Genomic DNA, 17,336 nt, shown 5'->3' with positions numbered 1-17,336 from the left:
GGTGCCGGCGATCTTACCTGCGAGGGTGCCGACGACCCTGGACGGACGTGCTTTCACACCACCAACTGCCCGCTGATCTTCGATGGCGCAATGATCGCTTCCATCCCCGCCGTGAACTGCAGGTAGTCTGTTTCCATGCCATCGGAGAAGATGATGCCGTTGTTCGGCATGCGGGAGCGCACCTTGAGCGGATCGCCTGGCTGCACGCGGCCGTACACCAGCGTGGCCTGTGAAGTCCGGGTCGGGAACGGTTCGCGTACCGCGAACACCAGCGCCCGCTCTTCCCAGGGCATGGGCTGATAGGCCTTGGCCGATGAGGGTGTGCCCAGTGTGCGCGCAATGGCCAGCGAGCCCGTCACGATGCTCTTGAGCCAGGCCGTGGAGCCCAACCCGGTGGAGACGATCAAGCCCGAGGAAGACTGAAATTCGGCCTTCGCGCCATGCGTCAGCTCGTAGAGTGCTGAGGTGTGGCTGCGTGGCCCGATGAACAGGTCGTTCACCGCGCGCAGCACTTGACCATCGCTCAGCCGGGCTTCGGCCATGGTCACTGAGCGTGTGTCGCGCTGGTCAGCGGCCACGCCCGGTAGGATCTTGCCCAGGTCGACCGGCTGGAACGGCAGCAAGACGCCGTCCCAGCGCGAGGGCTCAGGGTTCAGCCCCACCAAGGACTGGCCTTCCAGGTACTTCATGGTGTTGGCCACCAGTCCGTCCTGGCCCAGCGCCACCACGATGTCTGACGGGTCGAAGACAAAGTTGGCGAGCAGCGAGCGGTCGACGATCTGGTAGCGCCCCCAGGCTTGCAGGGCCTGCACCGTCAGTCTCAAGCTGGCCGCGTAGGCTTCGCTTTCCTTGAGGTAGTCGGTGAAGTCGGCCCCCAGATGCTCCACGTAGAACCTGGCCTGCCCGAGCGTGTTGTAGCGCGCGATCAGGTCGTCCAGCCGGGTGCGCCGGGTCACCAGCACCACCCGCCTTTCGCCTTGGGATGCCGTGTTGCTCATTCCCGCCTCCATTCGGCGCCCGAGCCTGCTCCGGCGCCCAGCAACGAGCTGAGCAGTTCGGGCGACATGTTGAGCTGGCCGATGCGCTCGGCGCGTTCGGCGATGCCACCAAAGGCCTGCGCGATGAGCTGGCCGGGCTGCATGCCCACGGCCGCCAGGGCCTGCACCACCCGGGGGTCGGCGTTTTGCAGGGCATCCATCACGGCGCGCACCTTGTGCGCCTGGGCCTCTGCTTCCTGGCGTGTGTTCTCGGCCTCGCTGGTGACGAACGCCTTGCGTTCGTTTTCCAACACGATGTCGGCGCTCATCTGCTCGGCCCGCAGTTCATTCTGGCGCCGCATGGCCGCTGCCTTGGCTTCCATCTGGGTTTCCTGGATCTCGCGCTTCTTCACCTCCACAGCAATTTCGGTGTCGAGCTCGTTCTGCCGGATGGCCCGCTCGTTTTGCACGCCGGCCATGCGGCGCTGGGAAATGGCGTCATCGGCCGCCTTGAGGTTGGCCTCGCGGGCTTCGGCCTCCAGCGCACGGGCGATGTCCGGCGTGGGCTTGATGGCCACCACGGACACGCCCAGGATCTCCAGACCCAGCGCCTGGATCTCTGGCTGGCTGCCCAGTTGGGCCTGCGCTGCCCGAGCCACCTCAGCGCTGGCCTTGATCGCATTGCGCAGGGGCAGCCCCTGGATCACCTGCTGCACGATGGCTCGCACCTGCATCACGACACGCCCCTTCAGGCGGTCCGGGTCTTCAGAGGCGTAGGAAGCGCCATCGGGTTTGAGCGAGAAATCCATCATCTTGTAGATGCGGCTGGGGTCGCCCACCCGGTAGGTGACCTCACCCTGCACCGTCACGCTCTGGAAGTCGCTGGTGACGAGCTCCAGCATGAAGCCTGCGTCGCGGCTGGCGATGGGCACGGCGACCAGCGAGGTGGTGGGCGCATAGTAGAAAAAGGACAGGCCCGCCCCCTGACGCACGAGCTTGCCGCCACGGAACTGCATGAGATGCGTGGTGGGCTGCGATTTGATGAACTGGAAGCCAAGCATTTTCTTCTCCTTGTTAAGTTGCACAGTACAACTATTAATGGTTGTATAGTACAACTCAACCAGGAGATGTCAAGCATGACCACCCAAAAAACCACAGCGCGCAAAGCGATGCCCGATTTCGATCGACCCTTGGTCACTGTCGACGTGGTGATCTTCACCGTGGTGGACGAGCAGTTGAAGGTGTTGCTGGTGCGCCGCCCCGAGTCGGCCACCGAACCCTTCCCCGGCCGCTGGGCGTTGCCGGGAGGTTTCATCGACGTGACACGAGACACAAGCCTGTTCGACTGCGCCATGCGCAAGCTGGGCGAGAAGACCGGGTTCACAACACCCTACCTGGAGCAACTGGGCAGTTGGGGCAGCGCCACGCGCGATCCCCGGGGGTGGTGTGCCACCCACGTCTACTTTGCGCTGGTGCCACCATTGGAAGACGGTGAAGCGGCGGGGTCCGCGGCATCGGAATGGGTGGAGGTGGATGCGGCCTTGCGCAAGCGCCTGGCTTTCGATCACGCCGACATCCTGGCTGCGGCGGTGGAGCGTCTGCGTGGCAAGGTGGAGTACACCTCGCTGCCCGCCTTTCTGCTGCCCGAGCCGTTCACGCTACCGCAGCTTCAGCGCACCTATGAAATCGTCTTGGGTCGCCCCTTGGACAAGAGCGCGTTTCGCAAACGCATGCTGGACGCGCAGTTCCTGGTCGAGGAAGGTTCGATCAGTGGGGTCGCCGGGCGCGCGGCCATGGGTTACCGGATAGGAGACCGTGACCGTGCCGCGGTGTTTCCTCGCACGTTCCGGTCTTTCGAGGTTCAATCACTCCAGGAATGACATGCACACCCGACTTCTGATCATTGACCCCCAGAACGACTTCTGCGACATCGAAGGCGCGGCGCTGCCCGTGCCTGGTTCCAACGAAGACCTTCACCGTCTGGCCCGATTCATCGAGGCACACGCCGACCGCATTGATGGGCTCACCGTCACTTTGGATTCGCACGCGAGTGTGGCGGTGGAGCGAACCACCTTCTGGCGTGATCGCGACGGCCAGCCCGTGCCGCCCTTCACCTTCATCACGGCGGCCGACGTGGTTGCCGGTGTCTACAAACCCAGGCGCGCCGACTTGACCGACCAGGTCGTCGGCATGCTCGAACAACTGGCCATCGCCGGCAAGGCCGGCATGGCGGTCTGGCCGGTGCATTGCGTCACGGGCACCTGGGGCCACAACATCCAGAACGATGTGGCCCGCAGCCTGGCGGCCTGGGAGATGACCCACCAGCGCGCCGTCACCAAGGTGCTCAAGGGTGAGTACCCGCTGAGCGAACACTTCGGCGTGTTCGAGGCCGACGCGCCCGTTCCTGGCGTGCCCAGCACCCAGTTCAACGCAGCGCTGGCCGGGTCCCTGGCCGAAGGTGCGGACGTGATTGCCATCGCGGGTCAGGCATCGAGCCATTGCGTGGCGGCCAGCTACGACCAGTTCATGCACTTCCTGGCATGTTCGCCATCCGTTGCACCGCGTATCGTGCTGCTTCGTGACTGCATGAGTCCCGTGCCCGGGTTTGAAAATCTCGCTGAAGCATTGTTCGAACGGGCACGCGCGGCGGGTACCGGGGTGATGACGGTCGATGCGTTCAGGCAATCCATCACATGACTTTCGAGCAAATCAAGGGAACCGCCATGAACACACAACCAATGCCTGTGGGGCAAGCACCGGACGCATTCGTCCCGGTCGTGACTTCGCTGCTGGGCACCGACCTCTACAAGTTCACCATGTTGCAGCCGATGCTGCATTCCATGCCGGCGAATCTGGCGGAGTACCGCTTCGTGTGCCGCAACACGCCGGCCTACCCCTTGTGCGAAATCCGGGACGAAGTCGAGCGGCAGATCGAGCACCTGTGCAGCCTGCAGTTCACCGAGGACGAACTCCAGTACCTGGGCGGCCTGCGCTACCTGAAGAGCGACTTCATCGACTTCCTGCGGATCTTCCGCCTCCAGCACCGCTACATCACGGTAGCGGTAGACGGTGATGACCTGAGCATCGTGGCCAAGGGGCCCCAAATCCACGTCATGCTGTTCGAGATCTTCGTGCTCGCCATCGTCAACGAGGTGTATTTCCGACGCTTCGCCACGCCACAGGCACTGGCTGAAGGCCGCAAGCGCCTGAGCCAGAAGGTGGCTCAGCTGCGTGATTTCGGCGCCCGTGGCCAGCAACGCCAACACCCCTTCGAGTTTTTCGACTTCGGCGTGCGCCGCCGCTTCTCTGCTACCTGGCAGGATGAAGTGGTGGCCACCTTCGCAAGGGAAGTGCCCGAGTTTTTCAAAGGCACCTCCAACGTGTATCTGGCGAAAAAGTACGGCATCGTGCCCATCGGCACCATGGCGCACGAATACCTGCAGACCTTCCAGGCCACGGGCGTGCAACTCAAAGGCTTTCAGAAAGCGGCGCTGGAAAACTGGGTGCAGGAGTACCGCGGCGACCTGGGGGTTGCCCTGACCGACGTGGTCGGCATGGACGCCTTCCTCGCCGACTTCGACCTCTACTTTGCCAAACTCTTCGACGGCCTGCGCCACGACTCGGGCGACCCTGTGTTGTGGGGGGAGAAGGCGCTGGCGCACTACACGCGGCTGAAGGTCAACGCACACACCAAACGGCTGGTGTTCTCCGACGGCCTGGACATTCCCGCCGCCCTCGGGCTGTACGAACACTTTGCCGACCGCATCCAGACCGGCTTCGGCATCGGAACGAACCTCAGCAACGACATGGGTCTGGCGCCGCTGAACATCGTCATGAAGCTGGTGAGCTGCAACGGTCAGCCCGTGGCCAAACTTTCAGACTCCCCGGGCAAGACGATCTGCGACGACGAGACCTTTCTGGCGTATTTGCGCCAGGTGTTTCGCATTGGCACTTGAAGCCAGGGCTTTTTTTCACGCTGCCCTGTTTGCCGCTTTCTCGCAGTGCACCATGCCCGGGGACGCTTGCAGGCAAAATTGAGCCCTTGCCCTGCCCCACCGGCGTGGGCCGCCTGATCTCCTCTAGGAAACCCGATGAACGAAGCGCTGGAAAACCACAAACTTGAAAAACGCCTGTGCCGCGAGGTGGGCCGCGCCATCGTGGACTACAACATGATCGAGGAAGGCGACCGGGTGATGGTGTGCCTGTCTGGCGGCAAAGACAGCTACGGCATGCTCGACATCCTGCAGAAGCTGCAGGCGCGGGCGCCCATCAATTTCGAGCTGATCGTGGTCAACCTGGACCAGAAGCAGCCCGGCTTCCCCGCCGAGGTGCTGCCGGCCTACCTCACCAAGCTGGGCGTGAAGTTCCACATCGAGAACCAGGACACGTATTCCATCGTCAAGCGGGTGATTCCGGAAGGCAAAACGCTTTGCAGCCTGTGCAGCCGCTTGCGCCGGGGCATTCTGTACCGCGTGGCGGGCGAACTGGGCGCCACCAAGATTGCGCTGGGCCACCACCGTGACGACATTCTGCAGACCCTGCTACTCAACATGTTCTTTGGCGCCAAACTCAAGGGCATGCCGGCCAAACTGGTAAGCGATGACGGCCAGCATGTGGTGATCCGGCCCATGGCCTATGTGGCCGAAAAAGACCTCGCCCGCTGGGCCGAGCTGCGCCAGTTCCCCATCATTCCGTGCACGCTGTGCGGCAGCCAGGAGAACCTGCAGCGCAAACAGGTTGGCAACATGTTGAAAGAATGGGAACACAAGTTTCCCGGCCGCATTGAAAACATGTTCTCTGCGCTGCAGAATGTGGTGCCCAGCCACCTGATGGACACCACGCTGTTTCCCTTCCAGACCATCCGGGCCACCGGGGAAGCCAGCGAAGACGGCGACAAGGCCTTTGATGTCGAGCCGTTGCCCTCGCCCATGCCCCAGCCGGCATCTGAAGCCGTGTCCATCACCAGCCACTTCGATGAACCCGGGAACGCCTTGACCCGCAAGGCGGTCATACCCATTTCGACGGCCCACTGAAGTCGCAGCGACGAGGCGGGCGGCTTCCACACTGGACACACCATGAAACTTGCCCTGCCCACCTTTCTCCAGAGCCTGGCCCGCCAGGTTCCACAGCCTTCATTGAAGCGGGCGACCTTATTGGCCAGACTGGCCCGAGCCGCCAGCCTGGGACTGGCCATCGGCGCGCTGGGGACATTGGGCGGCTGCGCCGGCGTGCTGCTGGTGGACAACCGGGTCGAGAGCTTTGCCAACTGGACACCCGCGGCCGCCGTGCCCAGCGCGCCGCAAACCTACCGCTTCGAACGCCTGCCCTCCCAGCGCGAAGGTCGCAGCGCCCAGGCGCAGGACGAACTGGAGGCGCTGGCCCAGGCCGCACTGGCCAAGGCGGGCTGGACGCCGGTTGCCCCCGGTGCCACCGCGCCCTGGAAAGTCCAGGTCAGCGCCACCACCCAGCGCCTGCCGCGTGCGCCCTGGGAAGACCCCTGGGTGGGCCACTGGGGCAGTGGTTTCTGGGGCGACCCCTGGAACCGCTATGGCTCAGGTATTGGCGTCTGGGGCGGGCGCGGCCACTACATCGGCGCTGGCGGCCAGATCATCTGGGCACCCATGTTCATGCACGTGGAATCACCCTATTACCAGCGCGAACTCTCCCTGGTGATCCGCCGTGCCGACAACGGCCAGGTGGTCTATGAAACCCGCGCGGCACATGACGGCCGCTGGAACAGCACACCCGCGCTGTGGACGGCGATGCTGGAGGCGGCGCTGCAAGGCTTCCCGGCGCCACCCAGCGGGCCACGCCAGGTCAACATCGAAATACCGCGCTGAGATGCAGCGCTCGCAAAATACCGTCGCTTTTCGCTCTTGATCGTTCATGGTGACGAACGCGTCGTCATCTGACCGAGCAACGCACAGATGGCGTCACCCAGGGCGTCCATGCTGTCCTGCTTGCCCATCACCTCCAGCACGCCTTGCTCGGCAGCGTCGGCCAACAGCTTGTCGCTCACATGGCCTGAAACAATCGCCACCCCCAGGCCCGGCCGCAGCCGCCGCACTTCCCGCGCCACGTCCACGCCAGACATGCCCGGCATGTTCTGGTCAGTCAGCAGCAGATCGACGGGCTCGCCCGGGTGCTGCGCCAGCCAAGCCACCGCCGCCTCCCCCGACTCGAAGGTGGTGACCTTGAAACCCTGCTTGCGCAGGAGGCGCCCGGCCAGAAACGTCATCGCGTCGTAGTCGTCGATGTAAACCAAGTGCGGGACGGGCGCCTCGGGTGCAGGCACAGGCGCTGCGGCCACCGGTGGCGACAAGGCATCGGACACCACGGCGGCATGGGTCGCCAGCGGCAGATAGACATCGAATCGCGAGCCTTCACCGGGCGCGCTGCTCACGTCGATGGCGCCCCGGTGGGTCTTGACGATGCCATGCACCACCGCCAGACCCAGCCCGGTGCCAGTTCCGGGCGGCTTGGTGGTGAAAAACGGCTCAAAGATGCGTCGCAGGGTGTCCGGGTCCATGCCTGGGCCGTTGTCGGTCACGCTCAGACAGGCGTACCGCCCGCTGGTCAGCCCCTCCAGACGCAGGGCATGCGCCACATCGATGTCGACCACCCGCAGCGCGACGGTGACGTCGCCGGCCTGGTTGTCCATGGCCTGCCAGGCGTTGGTGCACAGGTTCATGAGCACCTGCTGCACCTGCGTGGCATCGGCCATCACGGGCAGTGGTGTTGACGGCAGCCTGGCGTTCAGGCGCACGCCAGCAGGCAGCAGCGACCGCAACAGCCCCAGTGCCTCTTCCACCAGCGGGGTGAGCAGCTGAAGCTCCAGCTCCTGCGTCTGGCGCCGGCTGAAAGTGAGGATCTGCTGGACCAGCTGGCGCGCCCGCATGGCCGCGCGCTGGATTTCGCCCAGGCTTTCGCGTGCGGGGTGGTGTGCGCCCACGTCTTCCTGCGCCAATGCCAGGTTGCCCAGAATGGCCGCCAGCAGGTTGTTGAAATCGTGGGCCACGCCGCCGGCCAGGGTGCCGATCGCTTCCATCTTCTGCGATTCGCGAAGCTGCATCTCCAGCGCCCGCTGGTGGGCCTCGGCTTGCTTGAGTTCGGTGATGTCGGTGTGTGTGCCGATCATGCGAAGCGGTTTGCCGTCCGCATCACGCGCGATGACCATGCCGCGTGAAAGCACCCATTTCCAGCTGCCATCCTTGCAGCGCACGCGGTGTTCGTTGCGATAGGTGGGCGCGCGCCCTTCGAAGTGGGCCAGCCGGTCGGCCTGCATCTGCTGCAGGTCGTCGGGATGGGTGCGGCTGTCCAGCTCTTCGGCAAAGTTCGGCAACTCGTCGGTCGTGTAGCCGAACATGCTCTTGATGCCCTGCGAGAAAAATTCTTCTCCCGTCTGAAGGTTCCAGTCCCACACCCCGTCGCCCGCACTCTCCAGCGCCAGCTTCCACAGTGCCTCGTTGGCATGCAACTCGGCCTCTGCCTGTTTGCGCGCGGTGATGTCGAGCAGCACCCCCACCCTCAAAAAACCCGTCTCGTCCGACGGTATCGCGCAAGACCGACGGTACACCCACTTGATCGATCCATCGGGCATCCGGATGCGGAATTCGCCGCCCAGATCGACAGGGCCCGCACGAATCATCTGCATGTCACGCTCAAGAAGTGGCAGATCTTCCGGGTGGCGGAATTTCGCCGCCAACGAGGCGTCCCGCATGAGGTCTTCCGGCGCAATTCCGTAGATGTCGCGAACCCCGGAACTCACAAAACGGTACTGGCGCTGTCCGTCAGGCGCCACATGCACCACGAACACCATGCCGGGCACCTGCGAAGTGATCAGCCGCAACTGCTCTTCGCTGCGACGCAGTTCGTTCTGAGCGTGCACCTGGGCGGAGATGTCTTCGACCGTTCCCTCGTAGTACAGCATCCTGCCATCGGCGTCGCGCACGATGTGGGCATGTTCACTCACCCAGATGCGTTCGCGTGTGCGGTGCCGGCGGATTTCCGACACGAAACCACGCACAAAGCCGTCCCTCTCGAGCAGCCGCCGGAATTCGACCCGCCGGTTCGGGTCCACATACCATTCCAGCGCCACGTCGTTGACCGAGCCGAGCAATTCGGCTTCGGTGTCGTACCCATTGAGCCGAACCAGCGCCGGATTGACGCGCACCATCTCCCCAGCCGGATTGCAGCGGTACGCCCCGATGGGCAGAAAGCTGAACAGCGTGGAATAGTCTCCATGCAACGCAGAGTTGGGCGGCGTCATGGCGAGATTGTGGGGCAAAGCACCGGGGCCGTGCTGCGTATCTGGGCCTTGAATCGAAGGCATTTTTACCCGTCAGGCCCCGGTTTTGTACCTGTTCTCGAATCCGTGCGCACGCGGCCATGCAGGGATACCGCTGCACGGCATTGGCGCCCGCCACGCAAGCCGGTACAGTGTGTGGCCACCCATCCCCAGTGAGGAACCCTGTTTTGCAAGTCACCCGCATCCTGGCCGTGCGCCATGGTGAAACCGCCTGGAACCGCGACACGCGCATCCAGGGCCACACCGATATTGCCCTCAACCCGCACGGCCAATGGCAGGCGTCGCGTCTGGCCCAGGCACTGACCGATGAGCCGATTGCCGCCGTCTACGCCAGCGATCTGCAACGCGCACTGGAAACCGCCCAGGCCGTGGCCAAGGTACACAGCAAGCAGGTGAGCACCCACGCCGGCCTGCGCGAACGCGGCTTTGGCCGCTTCGAAGGGCATACCTGGGCCGAACTGGAGGCCCGCTGGCCAGAAGAAAGCACGGCCTGGCGCAAGCGCGTGCCAGATTTTTCCCCTCCCGGTGGCGAATCGCTGCTGCAACTGCGCGAACGCGTGGTGAACACCGTCACGGAACTGGCCGCCCGCCACCCGGGTGAACAGGTGCTGATGGTGGCGCATGGCGGGGTGCTCGACATCCTCTACCGGGCCGCCACCCGGCTCGAACTGCAGGCCCCCCGAAGCTGGGAACTGCCCAACACCGCCATCAACCGCCTGCTCTGGTCACCCGAAGGGTTGAGCCTGGTGGGCTGGGCCGACACGACCCACCTGCAAAGCGCCGACGGCGCGCAGGCGCTGGACGAACACTGATGCCCCCTCCTGTCACGATTCGAACACCTTTGCTTTCATGACACCCTTCTCATCCGAACGCTGGCATCGCGCCGAAGCCTGGGTCGGCCATGGCGTGGCGATGGTGGACACGCCTGCTCTCGTCATCGACCTTGACGCCATGGACCGCAACCTCGCCCGCATGGCCGATTTCGCGCACACGCGCGGAATGCGCCTGCGGCCGCACGCCAAGATGCACAAGAGCGCGGAGCTGGCGTTGCTGCAGATGGCGCATGGCGCCGTGGGCGTGTGCGTTCAGAAGACCGACGAAGCCCTGGCCCTGGCACGAGGCGGCGTGAGCGACATCTACATCAGCAACGAAGTGATCGCGCCAGCCAAGCTGCAGCGCCTGGCCGAAGCGGTGCGCGCGCATCGCACACGTTTTGCCATCGCCGTGGACAGCGTGCAAGGCCTTGAGGCTCTGGCTGCCGCGCTGGCCCATGCAGGGGTGGTTCAACCCGATGCCATCGATGTGTTCATCGAGGTCGACGTGGGCCAAGGCCGCTGTGGGGTACCGCCCGGCGATGCGGCCGTGGTGCTCGCGCAGCGCCTGGCCGGACAGCCCGCGATGCGATTCGCGGGACTGCAGGCTTATCACGGCAGTGCCCAGCACCTCCGCGCACCAGGCGAGCGGGCGCAGACGATTCAAGGCGCCGCAGAAGCGGTGAAGCACACCCTGCAGGCGCTCTCGGCCCAAGGCATCGAAGTGCCTCTGGTGACCGGTGCGGGCACGGGCACGTTCCTGAACGAAGCCAGCCTGGGCGTCTGGGGTGAACTGCAGTGCGGGTCGTACCTGTTCATGGACGCGGACTACGCCAGCAACCAGGCCACCCTGGACGCGCCGGTGTTTGAGCATGCCCTGTTCGTGAAATCGCAGGTGATCAGTCGCGGTGCGGCACACGCCGTGTGCGACGCCGGCCACAAAAGCCACGCCATCGACAGCGGCCTGCCCACGGTCGCATTCCCCGAAGGCCTGAGCTTCGCCAATGGAGGCGATGAGCATGGCGTGCTGCGCAGTACCGGCAACGGCACCAATCTGCCCGCGTTCGGCGAAACCGTGTGGCTGGTGCCCGGCCATTGCGACCCCACGGTGAACCTGCACGACTTCATGGTCGGGGTGCGCGGGGGACTGGCGGCGGGTGTGGTGGAGCGCATCGTGCGGGTGGATGCACGCGGAGCGGTTGGGTAACCCCCCTGCGCCGCTGACGCGGCTTCCCCCTCTCTTGCGCCTTCGGCTTGGAGGGGGGACGGCGGCTCGGGCCGGCGGAGCCGGACCCTCGTCGCCCCTGGAATGGGGGGCATCTCGCGCCGATGGAGGCTACGCTCCGGACACGGGCCCCCTCCCCAGCCCTCCCCCAGCGGGTGAGGGAGTCAAGGTAGCTCGTCTGAGAGGTAGGCCGTTCCCGATCCCGCATTTGCCGTGTGGCCGGGCTGAGCAGCGCAGTGGCGTGGGGATCAGAAATTCGCATGTCCGAAGGCCGCGCAGCGGACAAGTTTGCGAATTTCCCCCACGACGCGAGCAGCGCAAGGAACCGCGCAGCGGCCCGGACTTCGGCTCGCCTTTTCTTTGGGTACTTTCTTTTGGGCGTTGCAAAAGAACAGTACCTCGGCCGCCGGGCCGAGACCCGGCCAAGCCAACCCTCCGGAGCACAAGGTGAATGTGCTGTGAGATCACCTCACTGCCGATAAATCTGCGCCTCCAGCCCCATCGCCCGAATGCGTTGTGCGGCGGCGTCGGCGGTGGCCCGGTCGGGGAACGGCCCGGCGCGCACGCGGGTGCGGGGGCCGCGCGCGCCTTCGACCGTCTGCATGGTGGCAGGCAAGCCGGCTTCGGTGAGTTGGGTGTGCACCTTGAGGGCGTTGGCCTCTTCGGCGAACAGGCCCACGTTGATGCCATGGCTCACCGATGGTGGCGGTTTGACGAGAATGGGTGGCGGTGTGCGGTCGGGTGCCGCCTCTGGCACGGCGACTGTCGCGCGCTGTGCAGGCTGCGATGGTTTTGGTGCAGGAGCCGACAGCACCGACGGCGGCGAATCAGGAGCGGGCTGGGGCGGGGCCTGCACGGGCCCCGGCTCTGACTGGACGGCAGCTTCCTGCACCGGCTGAACCGGCTCGGCATATTCCGATGGTTCACCGGGTGATGCAGGCTCAGGTCGAAGCGATGCGCTCACCTCAGGTGGCGTCGCATCCCCCTGCGTCGGCACCACGGCTTGTGCGGGCAGTGTGTCCGTCCCGGCGGGTTCAGACGTCCAGATGAATGCAGCCGCCGCCAGCAACAGCACTCCGAGCAGGGCATTGCCCAGGATGAACGCCTTCAGGCGCCGCTGCGTCGGTGCCTGCCGTTCCAGTGCCTCGCACGCCTCGCGCACCGTGTGGGCGTCGGTCACGGCACTGGCCATGCGGCGGCGAATGTCGGCGTGCAGCAGGGCGTTGCCGTACAGACCTGGCACCAGAATGCTCAGCATCAACAGCGAGCCTAGCACCCCCATCTCCACCCCCAGCGGCCATTGCAGGTACTGACGCCCCACCCCAAGCACCAGCAAGGCCAGGCCCTCGGCAGCGGCCAGGTACACCAGCGCCGCCCCCCACAGGCCGCGAAACGCCAGCCAGTTCACGGTGCACAAACCGGCCGCCGTGTTCCAGACCAGGCTGGCTCGGCCAGCGGCGTCGAAACGTTCGAACAGCGCCAGGTAGTAAGGCGTGTTGAGCGTCCCGAGCGCCGCGCGGTACAAGGCGGCCGTCGGGTTGTTGGCCGCATTCTGGGCGAGGCGAATCGTGGAATGGTCTTCGAGGGTCGGCTGCGCAAACATACCGAATTCTGGCACGGGGTGGTGGCTGGGCCAGCAACATGCGGGTTGTTGCCAAGCCCCTTGGCCGCGCCTTCTGGCCAAAATGCGGCATGCGATTTCTTCCCCCCTCCAGGTCCACATGAGTCCCAGCCAGATCATCGTCCTGGCCACGCCGGTCTTTTTTGTGCTCATCGCCATCGAATACGCGATCGGCCTCAAACGCCGGCACAACACCTACCGGCTCGACGACGCCATCACCAGCATCGGCCTGGGCATGCTCAGCCAGATCAGCGCGGTGTTCACACGGCTGCTGCGGGTGGGCATCTACACCGCCGTGTACTCGGTGGTCGCCATCTGGCCCGACCACCCGTTCTGGACCACCTGGGTGGGCTGGCTCACTGCGCTGGTGTTCTACGACTTCTGCTACTACTGGCTGCACCGCGCCGGGCACGAAAGCGCCATTTTCTGGGCCGCGCACGTGGTGCACCACCAGAGCCAGGACTACAACCTCTCCACCGCACTGCGCCAGACCAGTTCGGGTGCGCTGCTGGGCTGGGTGTTCTACCTGCCCATGGCCATCGCCGGTGTGCCGCCGCTGGTGTTCGGCGTGGTTGCGCTCATCGACCTGCTCTACCAGTTCTGGGTGCACACCGAACAGGTCAAGAAGCTCGGCTGGTTTGATCGCTGGTTCTGCAGCCCCTCCAACCACCGCGTGCATCACGCGGTGAACGACCGCTACCTGGACCGCAACTATGGCGGCATCCTCATCGTGTGGGACCGGCTGTTCGGCAGCTTCAAGGAAGAAGACGAGGTCTGTGTGTACGGCACGCGCAAGCCCCTCAACAGCTGGAACCCGCTGTGGGCCAACACCGAGGTCTACTGGAGCCTGCTCAAGGATTCGTGGCACACCCGAAGCTGGGCCGACAAACTGCGCGTGTGGTTCAAGCCGCCCGGCTGGCGCCCGGCCGACGTGGCGGCGCGCTTTCCATCGCCCACCTTCGACCTGACCCAGGTGCAGCGCTACGCCCCGCCCATGTCACGCGGCGTGCAGGTGTTCGCAGCCGCGCAGTTCGCGCTGCTGCTGGCGGGCGTGGCGGGCTTCCTGTGGTTCGCCGACGGCTGGCCACTGGCGCACAACGCCGTGGTGTTTGGCGTGCTGCTGGTGTCGCTGTGGGCCATTGGCGCGGTGATGGAGGGCCGACTTTCCATGCTGGAGGCGCTTCTGGTGCAGGCTGCGGCCCTGTCCACCGCCACTGCGGCGCTGGGCCTTGTGGATCTGCACCGGGTGTTCAAGCCCCTGACCATGGTGATGGCCATGGCGGTGGTGCTTGCCCGCACGGAAGCAGCACAAAGACGCAACCTGGGCTCTGTGTTGCTTCTGGGCGCGCTGGCGCTCAGCCTGGCCGGTGACGTGTTCCTGATGTTCCCGGGCTACTTCCTGCCTGGGCTGGTGGCATTTCTGCTGGCTCACTTGGCCTACATCGCCCTGTTCCGGCAAGACATTCCGTGGTTCCCCAGCCGACGCGCACTCGCTGCCACACTGGGCATCGGCCTGGCGATGTATCTGTTTTTGTGGCAAGGCGGCCTGCCCAACGCGCTGCGGGTGCCGGTGGCCATCTATGTGGGCGTGATCGCGCTGATGGCCGCACAGGCCATCGGTCGCGCCACGGTGTTGCGCAACAGCGCGGCCGTCGGGGTGGCGCTGGGCGCGGGCTTCTTCATGCTCAGTGACGCTCTGCTGGCAGTGAACAGGTTCGTGATGCCGCTGCCCATGTCGCAGGTGTGGGTGCTGACGACCTACTACGCGGCGCAAGTGCTGATCGTTCGTCATATCCGCATGGGTGCGATTTTGCGGCCCAGGATCGGGCCGTCGCTCCCCTGAAGCGTCTTCTCAGACCCGTTCCAGGACCACCGCAATGCCCTGCCCCACCCCGATGCACATGGTGCACAAGGCGTAACGGCTACCGCTGCGGTGCAGCTGGTTGATGGCGGTGGTGGCCAGGCGGGCCCCACTGGCACCCAGCGGGTGGCCCAGGGCGATGGCGCCACCGTTGGGATTCACACGCACGTCGTCGTCGGCCAGGCCCAGGTCGCGCAACACGGCCAGGCCCTGGGCGGCAAAGGCTTCGTTGAGTTCAATCACGTCCATCTGTGCCAGCGTCAACCCGGTGAGGGCCAGCACCTTGCGCGTGGCCGGTGCCGGGCCCATGCCCATGATGCGTGGCGGCACCCCGGCGGTGGCCATGCCGACCACACGGGCGCGCGGCTTGAGCCCATGGCGGGCAGTGGCGGCTTCACTGGCCAGAAGCAGGGCCGCAGCACCGTCGTTCACGCCCGACGCATTGCCGGCGGTCACACTGCCCTCGGGCCGCACCACGCCCTTGAGCTTCGCCAGCGCTTCCAGCGTGGTGGCGCGCGGGTGTTCGTCGCGGTTCACCATCAGGGCTTCGCCCTTCTTCTGTGGCACATGCACCGGCACGATCTCGGCGTCGAACACCCCGGCCTGCTGCGCCGCCAGGGCCTTGGTCTGCGAGGCCAGGGCCATGCGGTCCTGATCGGCGCGCGAGATGTTGAACTCGGTCGCCACGTTCTCGGCCGTCTCGGGCATGCTGTCGACGCCGTATTGCGCCTTCATCAGCGGGTTGACGAAGCGCCAGCCGATGGTGGTGTCTTCCACGCTGTTGGCGCGCGAAAACGCGCTGGTCGCCTTGGGCATCACAAAGGGTGCTCGGCTCATGCTCTCCACGCCACCGGCAATCATCAGCTCGGCCTCGCCGCTCTTGATGGCGCGCGCCGCCGTACCCAGGGCGTCCAGGCCCGAGCCGCAAAGGCGGTTCACCGTGGAGCCGGGCAGCGAGACAGGCAAGCCCGCCAGCAGCGCACTCATGCGCGCCACGTTGCGGTTGTCTTCGCCGGCCTGGTTGGCACAACCGTAGATCACGTCGGCCACCGCGGCCCAGTCCAGTTGCGGGTGGCGCTCCATCAACGCTCGCAACGGGACGGCACCGAGGTCGTCGGCGCGCACGCCGGAGAGGGCGCCGCCGTAGCGGCCAAAGGGTGTGCGCACGGCGTCGCAGATGAAAGCGTGGGTCATGGGATTTCTCTTCAGGAGAGCTTGTCGCTCTGGTGCAGTTGCCAGATGCGAACGAGCAGCGCGCGGGCAGCGTCCTCGCCGATCACCGGCGTGGCCAGCTCCATGAGCTTGTCCTCCAGGTCGACATCAGACAGGGGCAGTTCCGGGTCGCCCTTGCGGTCGGGTTGCAGCAGCGTCAGCTGGCGGCCGTCGCGCAGGGTGATCGTCACGCGCGCGCCGCGCCGGCCTGGGAAGGCGGCGTCCACCGCTGGGTCCAGTGCCTTGTCGATGCGTTGCATGAGCGCACGGGTGGCCGGGTCGTTCAAGCGATCCGGTTCGAAAGCCGAGAGGCGCACGCTGCCGTGCACCAGCGCGGTGGCCACCATGTAGTGCAGGCTGAAGCGCGCCTGGTCGGCGTTCTGCGGTTCCACGTGGGGCGCGATGTCGAGCGTGGGCTGGTACACGCCCAGCGCCACGCGTTCGATATCGGCGTGGCTGAAGCCGTGTTGCTGCTGCAGCGCCAGTGCACCGTCAATCGCGGCGAAGGTGTGGCCGCAACCGATGTGGTTTTTGAAGGTCAGGCGGGTGATGTGGAAATCGATGCCCAGCGTGGCGCCCACAGCGGACCAGTCCGGCCCTTCGCTCATGGCGCTCCCCAGCCCGGAATCGCCTTCGAGCACATCGAGCGAGCTGCGCATGCCGCCCGAGGCCAGCTGTGCGGCCAGAACGCCGGCTTCGGCCGCACGCCCCGCGTGCAGCGGTTTGGCCATGGCCTCCTGCCGGAAGGCCTGTTGCAGACCGGCGGTGAAGGTGGCTGCGATGGCCAGCGCGTTGGCATAGGCGGCCTCGTCCAGCTTCAGCAGGCTCGCCGCGGCGGCGGCCGCGCCAAAGCTGCCCATGGTGCCGGTGTTGTGCCAGTACTTGTAGTGGGGGCGACCCATCACCACGCCGATGCGGGTGGAAACCTCGTACCCCAGCACCACGGCGCGCAGGAGCTCGGGGCCGCTCGCACCCACCGTCTGGGCCATGGCCAGCGCGGCGGCGATGGTGGCCGCACCGGGGTGGTACATGGCGTCGCGGAAGCTGTCGTCCACCTCGGCGGCGTGCGCTGCGGTGCCCTGGATCAGCGCGGCCGCGCGCGTCGTGGCTTGTCGCCCCTGCACCAGTTGGGCTGTGCCCCGGTCCAGCTCGTCGACCATGGTCTGGGTCAGTACCTGCACTGCGGGTGTGTCAAGGCCGGGGTAGATCGAGGCGTACCAGTCGATCACCGCGCGTTGGGCGTGGTGCGCCACCTCGGCGGGCAATGGCGCTTGCGCAAATTCGGTGGCAAAGCGGGCAAATGTCTGCGTGACGTACATG

General features: G+C 65.6%; 14 protein-coding genes. 8 read left to right on the top strand and 6 right to left on the bottom strand.

Annotation, left to right across the window (positions count from 1 at the left end):
* Window positions 1-53: 53 nt before the first annotated feature.
* Complete coding sequence (locus tag J2W49_RS19460; protein ID WP_310320214.1) at window positions 54-998, bottom strand: diacylglycerol kinase catalytic domain-containing protein; 945 nt, start codon at window positions 996-998, stop codon at window positions 54-56.
* Window positions 995-2,038 (bottom strand): SPFH domain-containing protein, encoded by a 1,044-nt coding sequence (locus J2W49_RS19455; protein ID WP_310320212.1) that lies wholly within the window; start codon window positions 2,036-2,038, stop codon window positions 995-997. The genes J2W49_RS19460 and J2W49_RS19455 overlap by 4 nt, the downstream gene beginning before the upstream one ends.
* A gap of 75 nt (window positions 2,039-2,113) precedes the next feature.
* On the opposite strand from J2W49_RS19455, the gene J2W49_RS19450 reads away from it, so the two are divergent.
* The 5 genes from J2W49_RS19450 (at window position 2,114) to J2W49_RS19430 (ending at window position 6,817) form a co-directional block, all read left to right on the top strand.
* Window positions 2,114-2,857 (top strand): NUDIX hydrolase, encoded by a 744-nt coding sequence (locus J2W49_RS19450; RefSeq protein WP_310320210.1) that lies wholly within the window; start codon window positions 2,114-2,116, stop codon window positions 2,855-2,857.
* Between the two features lies 1 nt (window position 2,858).
* A complete protein-coding gene (locus J2W49_RS19445; protein WP_310320208.1) occupies window positions 2,859-3,674 on the top strand; it encodes a cysteine hydrolase family protein in 816 nt (271 codons plus the stop codon).
* A gap of 26 nt (window positions 3,675-3,700) precedes the next feature.
* On the top strand, window positions 3,701-4,933 hold the full coding sequence (gene pncB, locus J2W49_RS19440) for a nicotinate phosphoribosyltransferase (RefSeq protein ID WP_310320206.1): 1,233 nt from the start codon (window positions 3,701-3,703) through the stop codon (window positions 4,931-4,933).
* Between the two features lie 135 nt (window positions 4,934-5,068).
* Window positions 5,069-6,010, top strand: a complete 942-nt coding sequence (gene ttcA / locus J2W49_RS19435) for a tRNA 2-thiocytidine(32) synthetase TtcA (RefSeq protein WP_310320204.1) — start codon at window positions 5,069-5,071, stop codon at window positions 6,008-6,010.
* 42 nt (window positions 6,011-6,052) lie between these two features.
* Entirely contained in the window at window positions 6,053-6,817 is a 765-nt protein-coding gene (locus J2W49_RS19430; protein ID WP_310320201.1) for a DUF4136 domain-containing protein, read from the top strand.
* A 44-nt stretch (window positions 6,818-6,861) separates the two neighbouring features.
* Here the strand turns inward: J2W49_RS19430 and J2W49_RS19425 are convergent, their stop codons facing one another.
* Complete coding sequence (locus J2W49_RS19425; RefSeq protein WP_310320199.1) at window positions 6,862-9,246, bottom strand: hybrid sensor histidine kinase/response regulator; 2,385 nt, start codon at window positions 9,244-9,246, stop codon at window positions 6,862-6,864.
* Between the two features lie 206 nt (window positions 9,247-9,452).
* Between J2W49_RS19425 and J2W49_RS19420 the strand changes: the two genes are divergently transcribed.
* Entirely contained in the window at window positions 9,453-10,097 is a 645-nt protein-coding gene (locus J2W49_RS19420) for a histidine phosphatase family protein (protein ID WP_310320198.1), read from the top strand.
* Between the two features lie 37 nt (window positions 10,098-10,134).
* Entirely contained in the window at window positions 10,135-11,304 is a 1,170-nt protein-coding gene (locus J2W49_RS19415; RefSeq protein WP_310320196.1) for a DSD1 family PLP-dependent enzyme, read from the top strand.
* Window positions 11,305-11,791: 487 nt separating this feature from the next.
* Here the strand turns inward: J2W49_RS19415 and J2W49_RS19410 are convergent, their stop codons facing one another.
* The gene (locus tag J2W49_RS19410; RefSeq protein ID WP_310320193.1) at window positions 11,792-12,925 is read right to left on the bottom strand and encodes an SPOR domain-containing protein; all 1,134 of its coding nucleotides are present in this window, start codon (window positions 12,923-12,925) and stop codon (window positions 11,792-11,794) included.
* A 118-nt stretch (window positions 12,926-13,043) separates the two neighbouring features.
* Between J2W49_RS19410 and J2W49_RS19405 the strand changes: the two genes are divergently transcribed.
* On the top strand, window positions 13,044-14,786 hold the full coding sequence (locus J2W49_RS19405) for a lysoplasmalogenase family protein (RefSeq protein WP_310320191.1): 1,743 nt from the start codon (window positions 13,044-13,046) through the stop codon (window positions 14,784-14,786).
* A gap of 9 nt (window positions 14,787-14,795) precedes the next feature.
* Here J2W49_RS19405 and pcaF read toward each other — a convergent pair whose 3' ends face one another.
* Window positions 14,796-15,998 carry a 3-oxoadipyl-CoA thiolase gene (gene pcaF / locus J2W49_RS19400; protein WP_310320188.1) on the bottom strand — a complete coding sequence of 401 codons (1,203 nt, stop codon included), beginning with the start codon at window positions 15,996-15,998 and terminating at the stop codon, window positions 14,796-14,798.
* A gap of 11 nt (window positions 15,999-16,009) precedes the next feature.
* Window positions 16,010-17,335: an MmgE/PrpD family protein gene (locus tag J2W49_RS19395; RefSeq protein ID WP_310320186.1), complete on the bottom strand. Its 1,326-nt coding sequence runs from the start codon at window positions 17,333-17,335 to the stop codon at window positions 16,010-16,012.
* Window position 17,336 lies beyond the last annotated feature (1 nt).

Source organism: Hydrogenophaga palleronii, from assembly GCF_031457455.1.
Taxonomy (GTDB): Bacteria; Pseudomonadota; Gammaproteobacteria; order Burkholderiales; family Burkholderiaceae_C; genus Hydrogenophaga; species Hydrogenophaga palleronii_A.
The sequence above is the reverse complement of the archived record's forward strand: the minus strand, read 5'-3'. Positions and strand labels throughout refer to the sequence as shown.

Bases quoted from the DNA above. Each gene is read 5' to 3' on its own strand.
- J2W49_RS19460 (WP_310320214.1), bottom strand. From the start codon at position 998: ATGAGCAACACGGCATCCCAAGGCGAAAGGCGGGTGGTGCTGGTGACC.
- J2W49_RS19455 (WP_310320212.1), bottom strand. From the start codon at position 2,038: ATGCTTGGCTTCCAGTTCATCAAATCGCAGCCCACCACGCATCTCATG.
- J2W49_RS19450 (WP_310320210.1), top strand. From the start codon at position 2,114: ATGACCACCCAAAAAACCACAGCGCGCAAAGCGATGCCCGATTTCGAT.
- J2W49_RS19445 (WP_310320208.1), top strand. From the start codon at position 2,859: ATGCACACCCGACTTCTGATCATTGACCCCCAGAACGACTTCTGCGAC.
- pncB (WP_310320206.1), top strand. From the start codon at position 3,701: ATGAACACACAACCAATGCCTGTGGGGCAAGCACCGGACGCATTCGTC.
- ttcA (WP_310320204.1), top strand. From the start codon at position 5,069: ATGAACGAAGCGCTGGAAAACCACAAACTTGAAAAACGCCTGTGCCGC.
- J2W49_RS19430 (WP_310320201.1), top strand. From the start codon at position 6,053: ATGAAACTTGCCCTGCCCACCTTTCTCCAGAGCCTGGCCCGCCAGGTT.
- J2W49_RS19425 (WP_310320199.1), bottom strand. From the start codon at position 9,246: ATGACGCCGCCCAACTCTGCGTTGCATGGAGACTATTCCACGCTGTTC.
- J2W49_RS19415 (WP_310320196.1), top strand. From the start codon at position 10,135: ATGACACCCTTCTCATCCGAACGCTGGCATCGCGCCGAAGCCTGGGTC.
- J2W49_RS19410 (WP_310320193.1), bottom strand. From the start codon at position 12,925: ATGTTTGCGCAGCCGACCCTCGAAGACCATTCCACGATTCGCCTCGCC.
- J2W49_RS19405 (WP_310320191.1), top strand. From the start codon at position 13,044: ATGAGTCCCAGCCAGATCATCGTCCTGGCCACGCCGGTCTTTTTTGTG.
- pcaF (WP_310320188.1), bottom strand. From the start codon at position 15,998: ATGACCCACGCTTTCATCTGCGACGCCGTGCGCACACCCTTTGGCCGC.
- J2W49_RS19395 (WP_310320186.1), bottom strand. From the start codon at position 17,335: ATGTACGTCACGCAGACATTTGCCCGCTTTGCCACCGAATTTGCGCAA.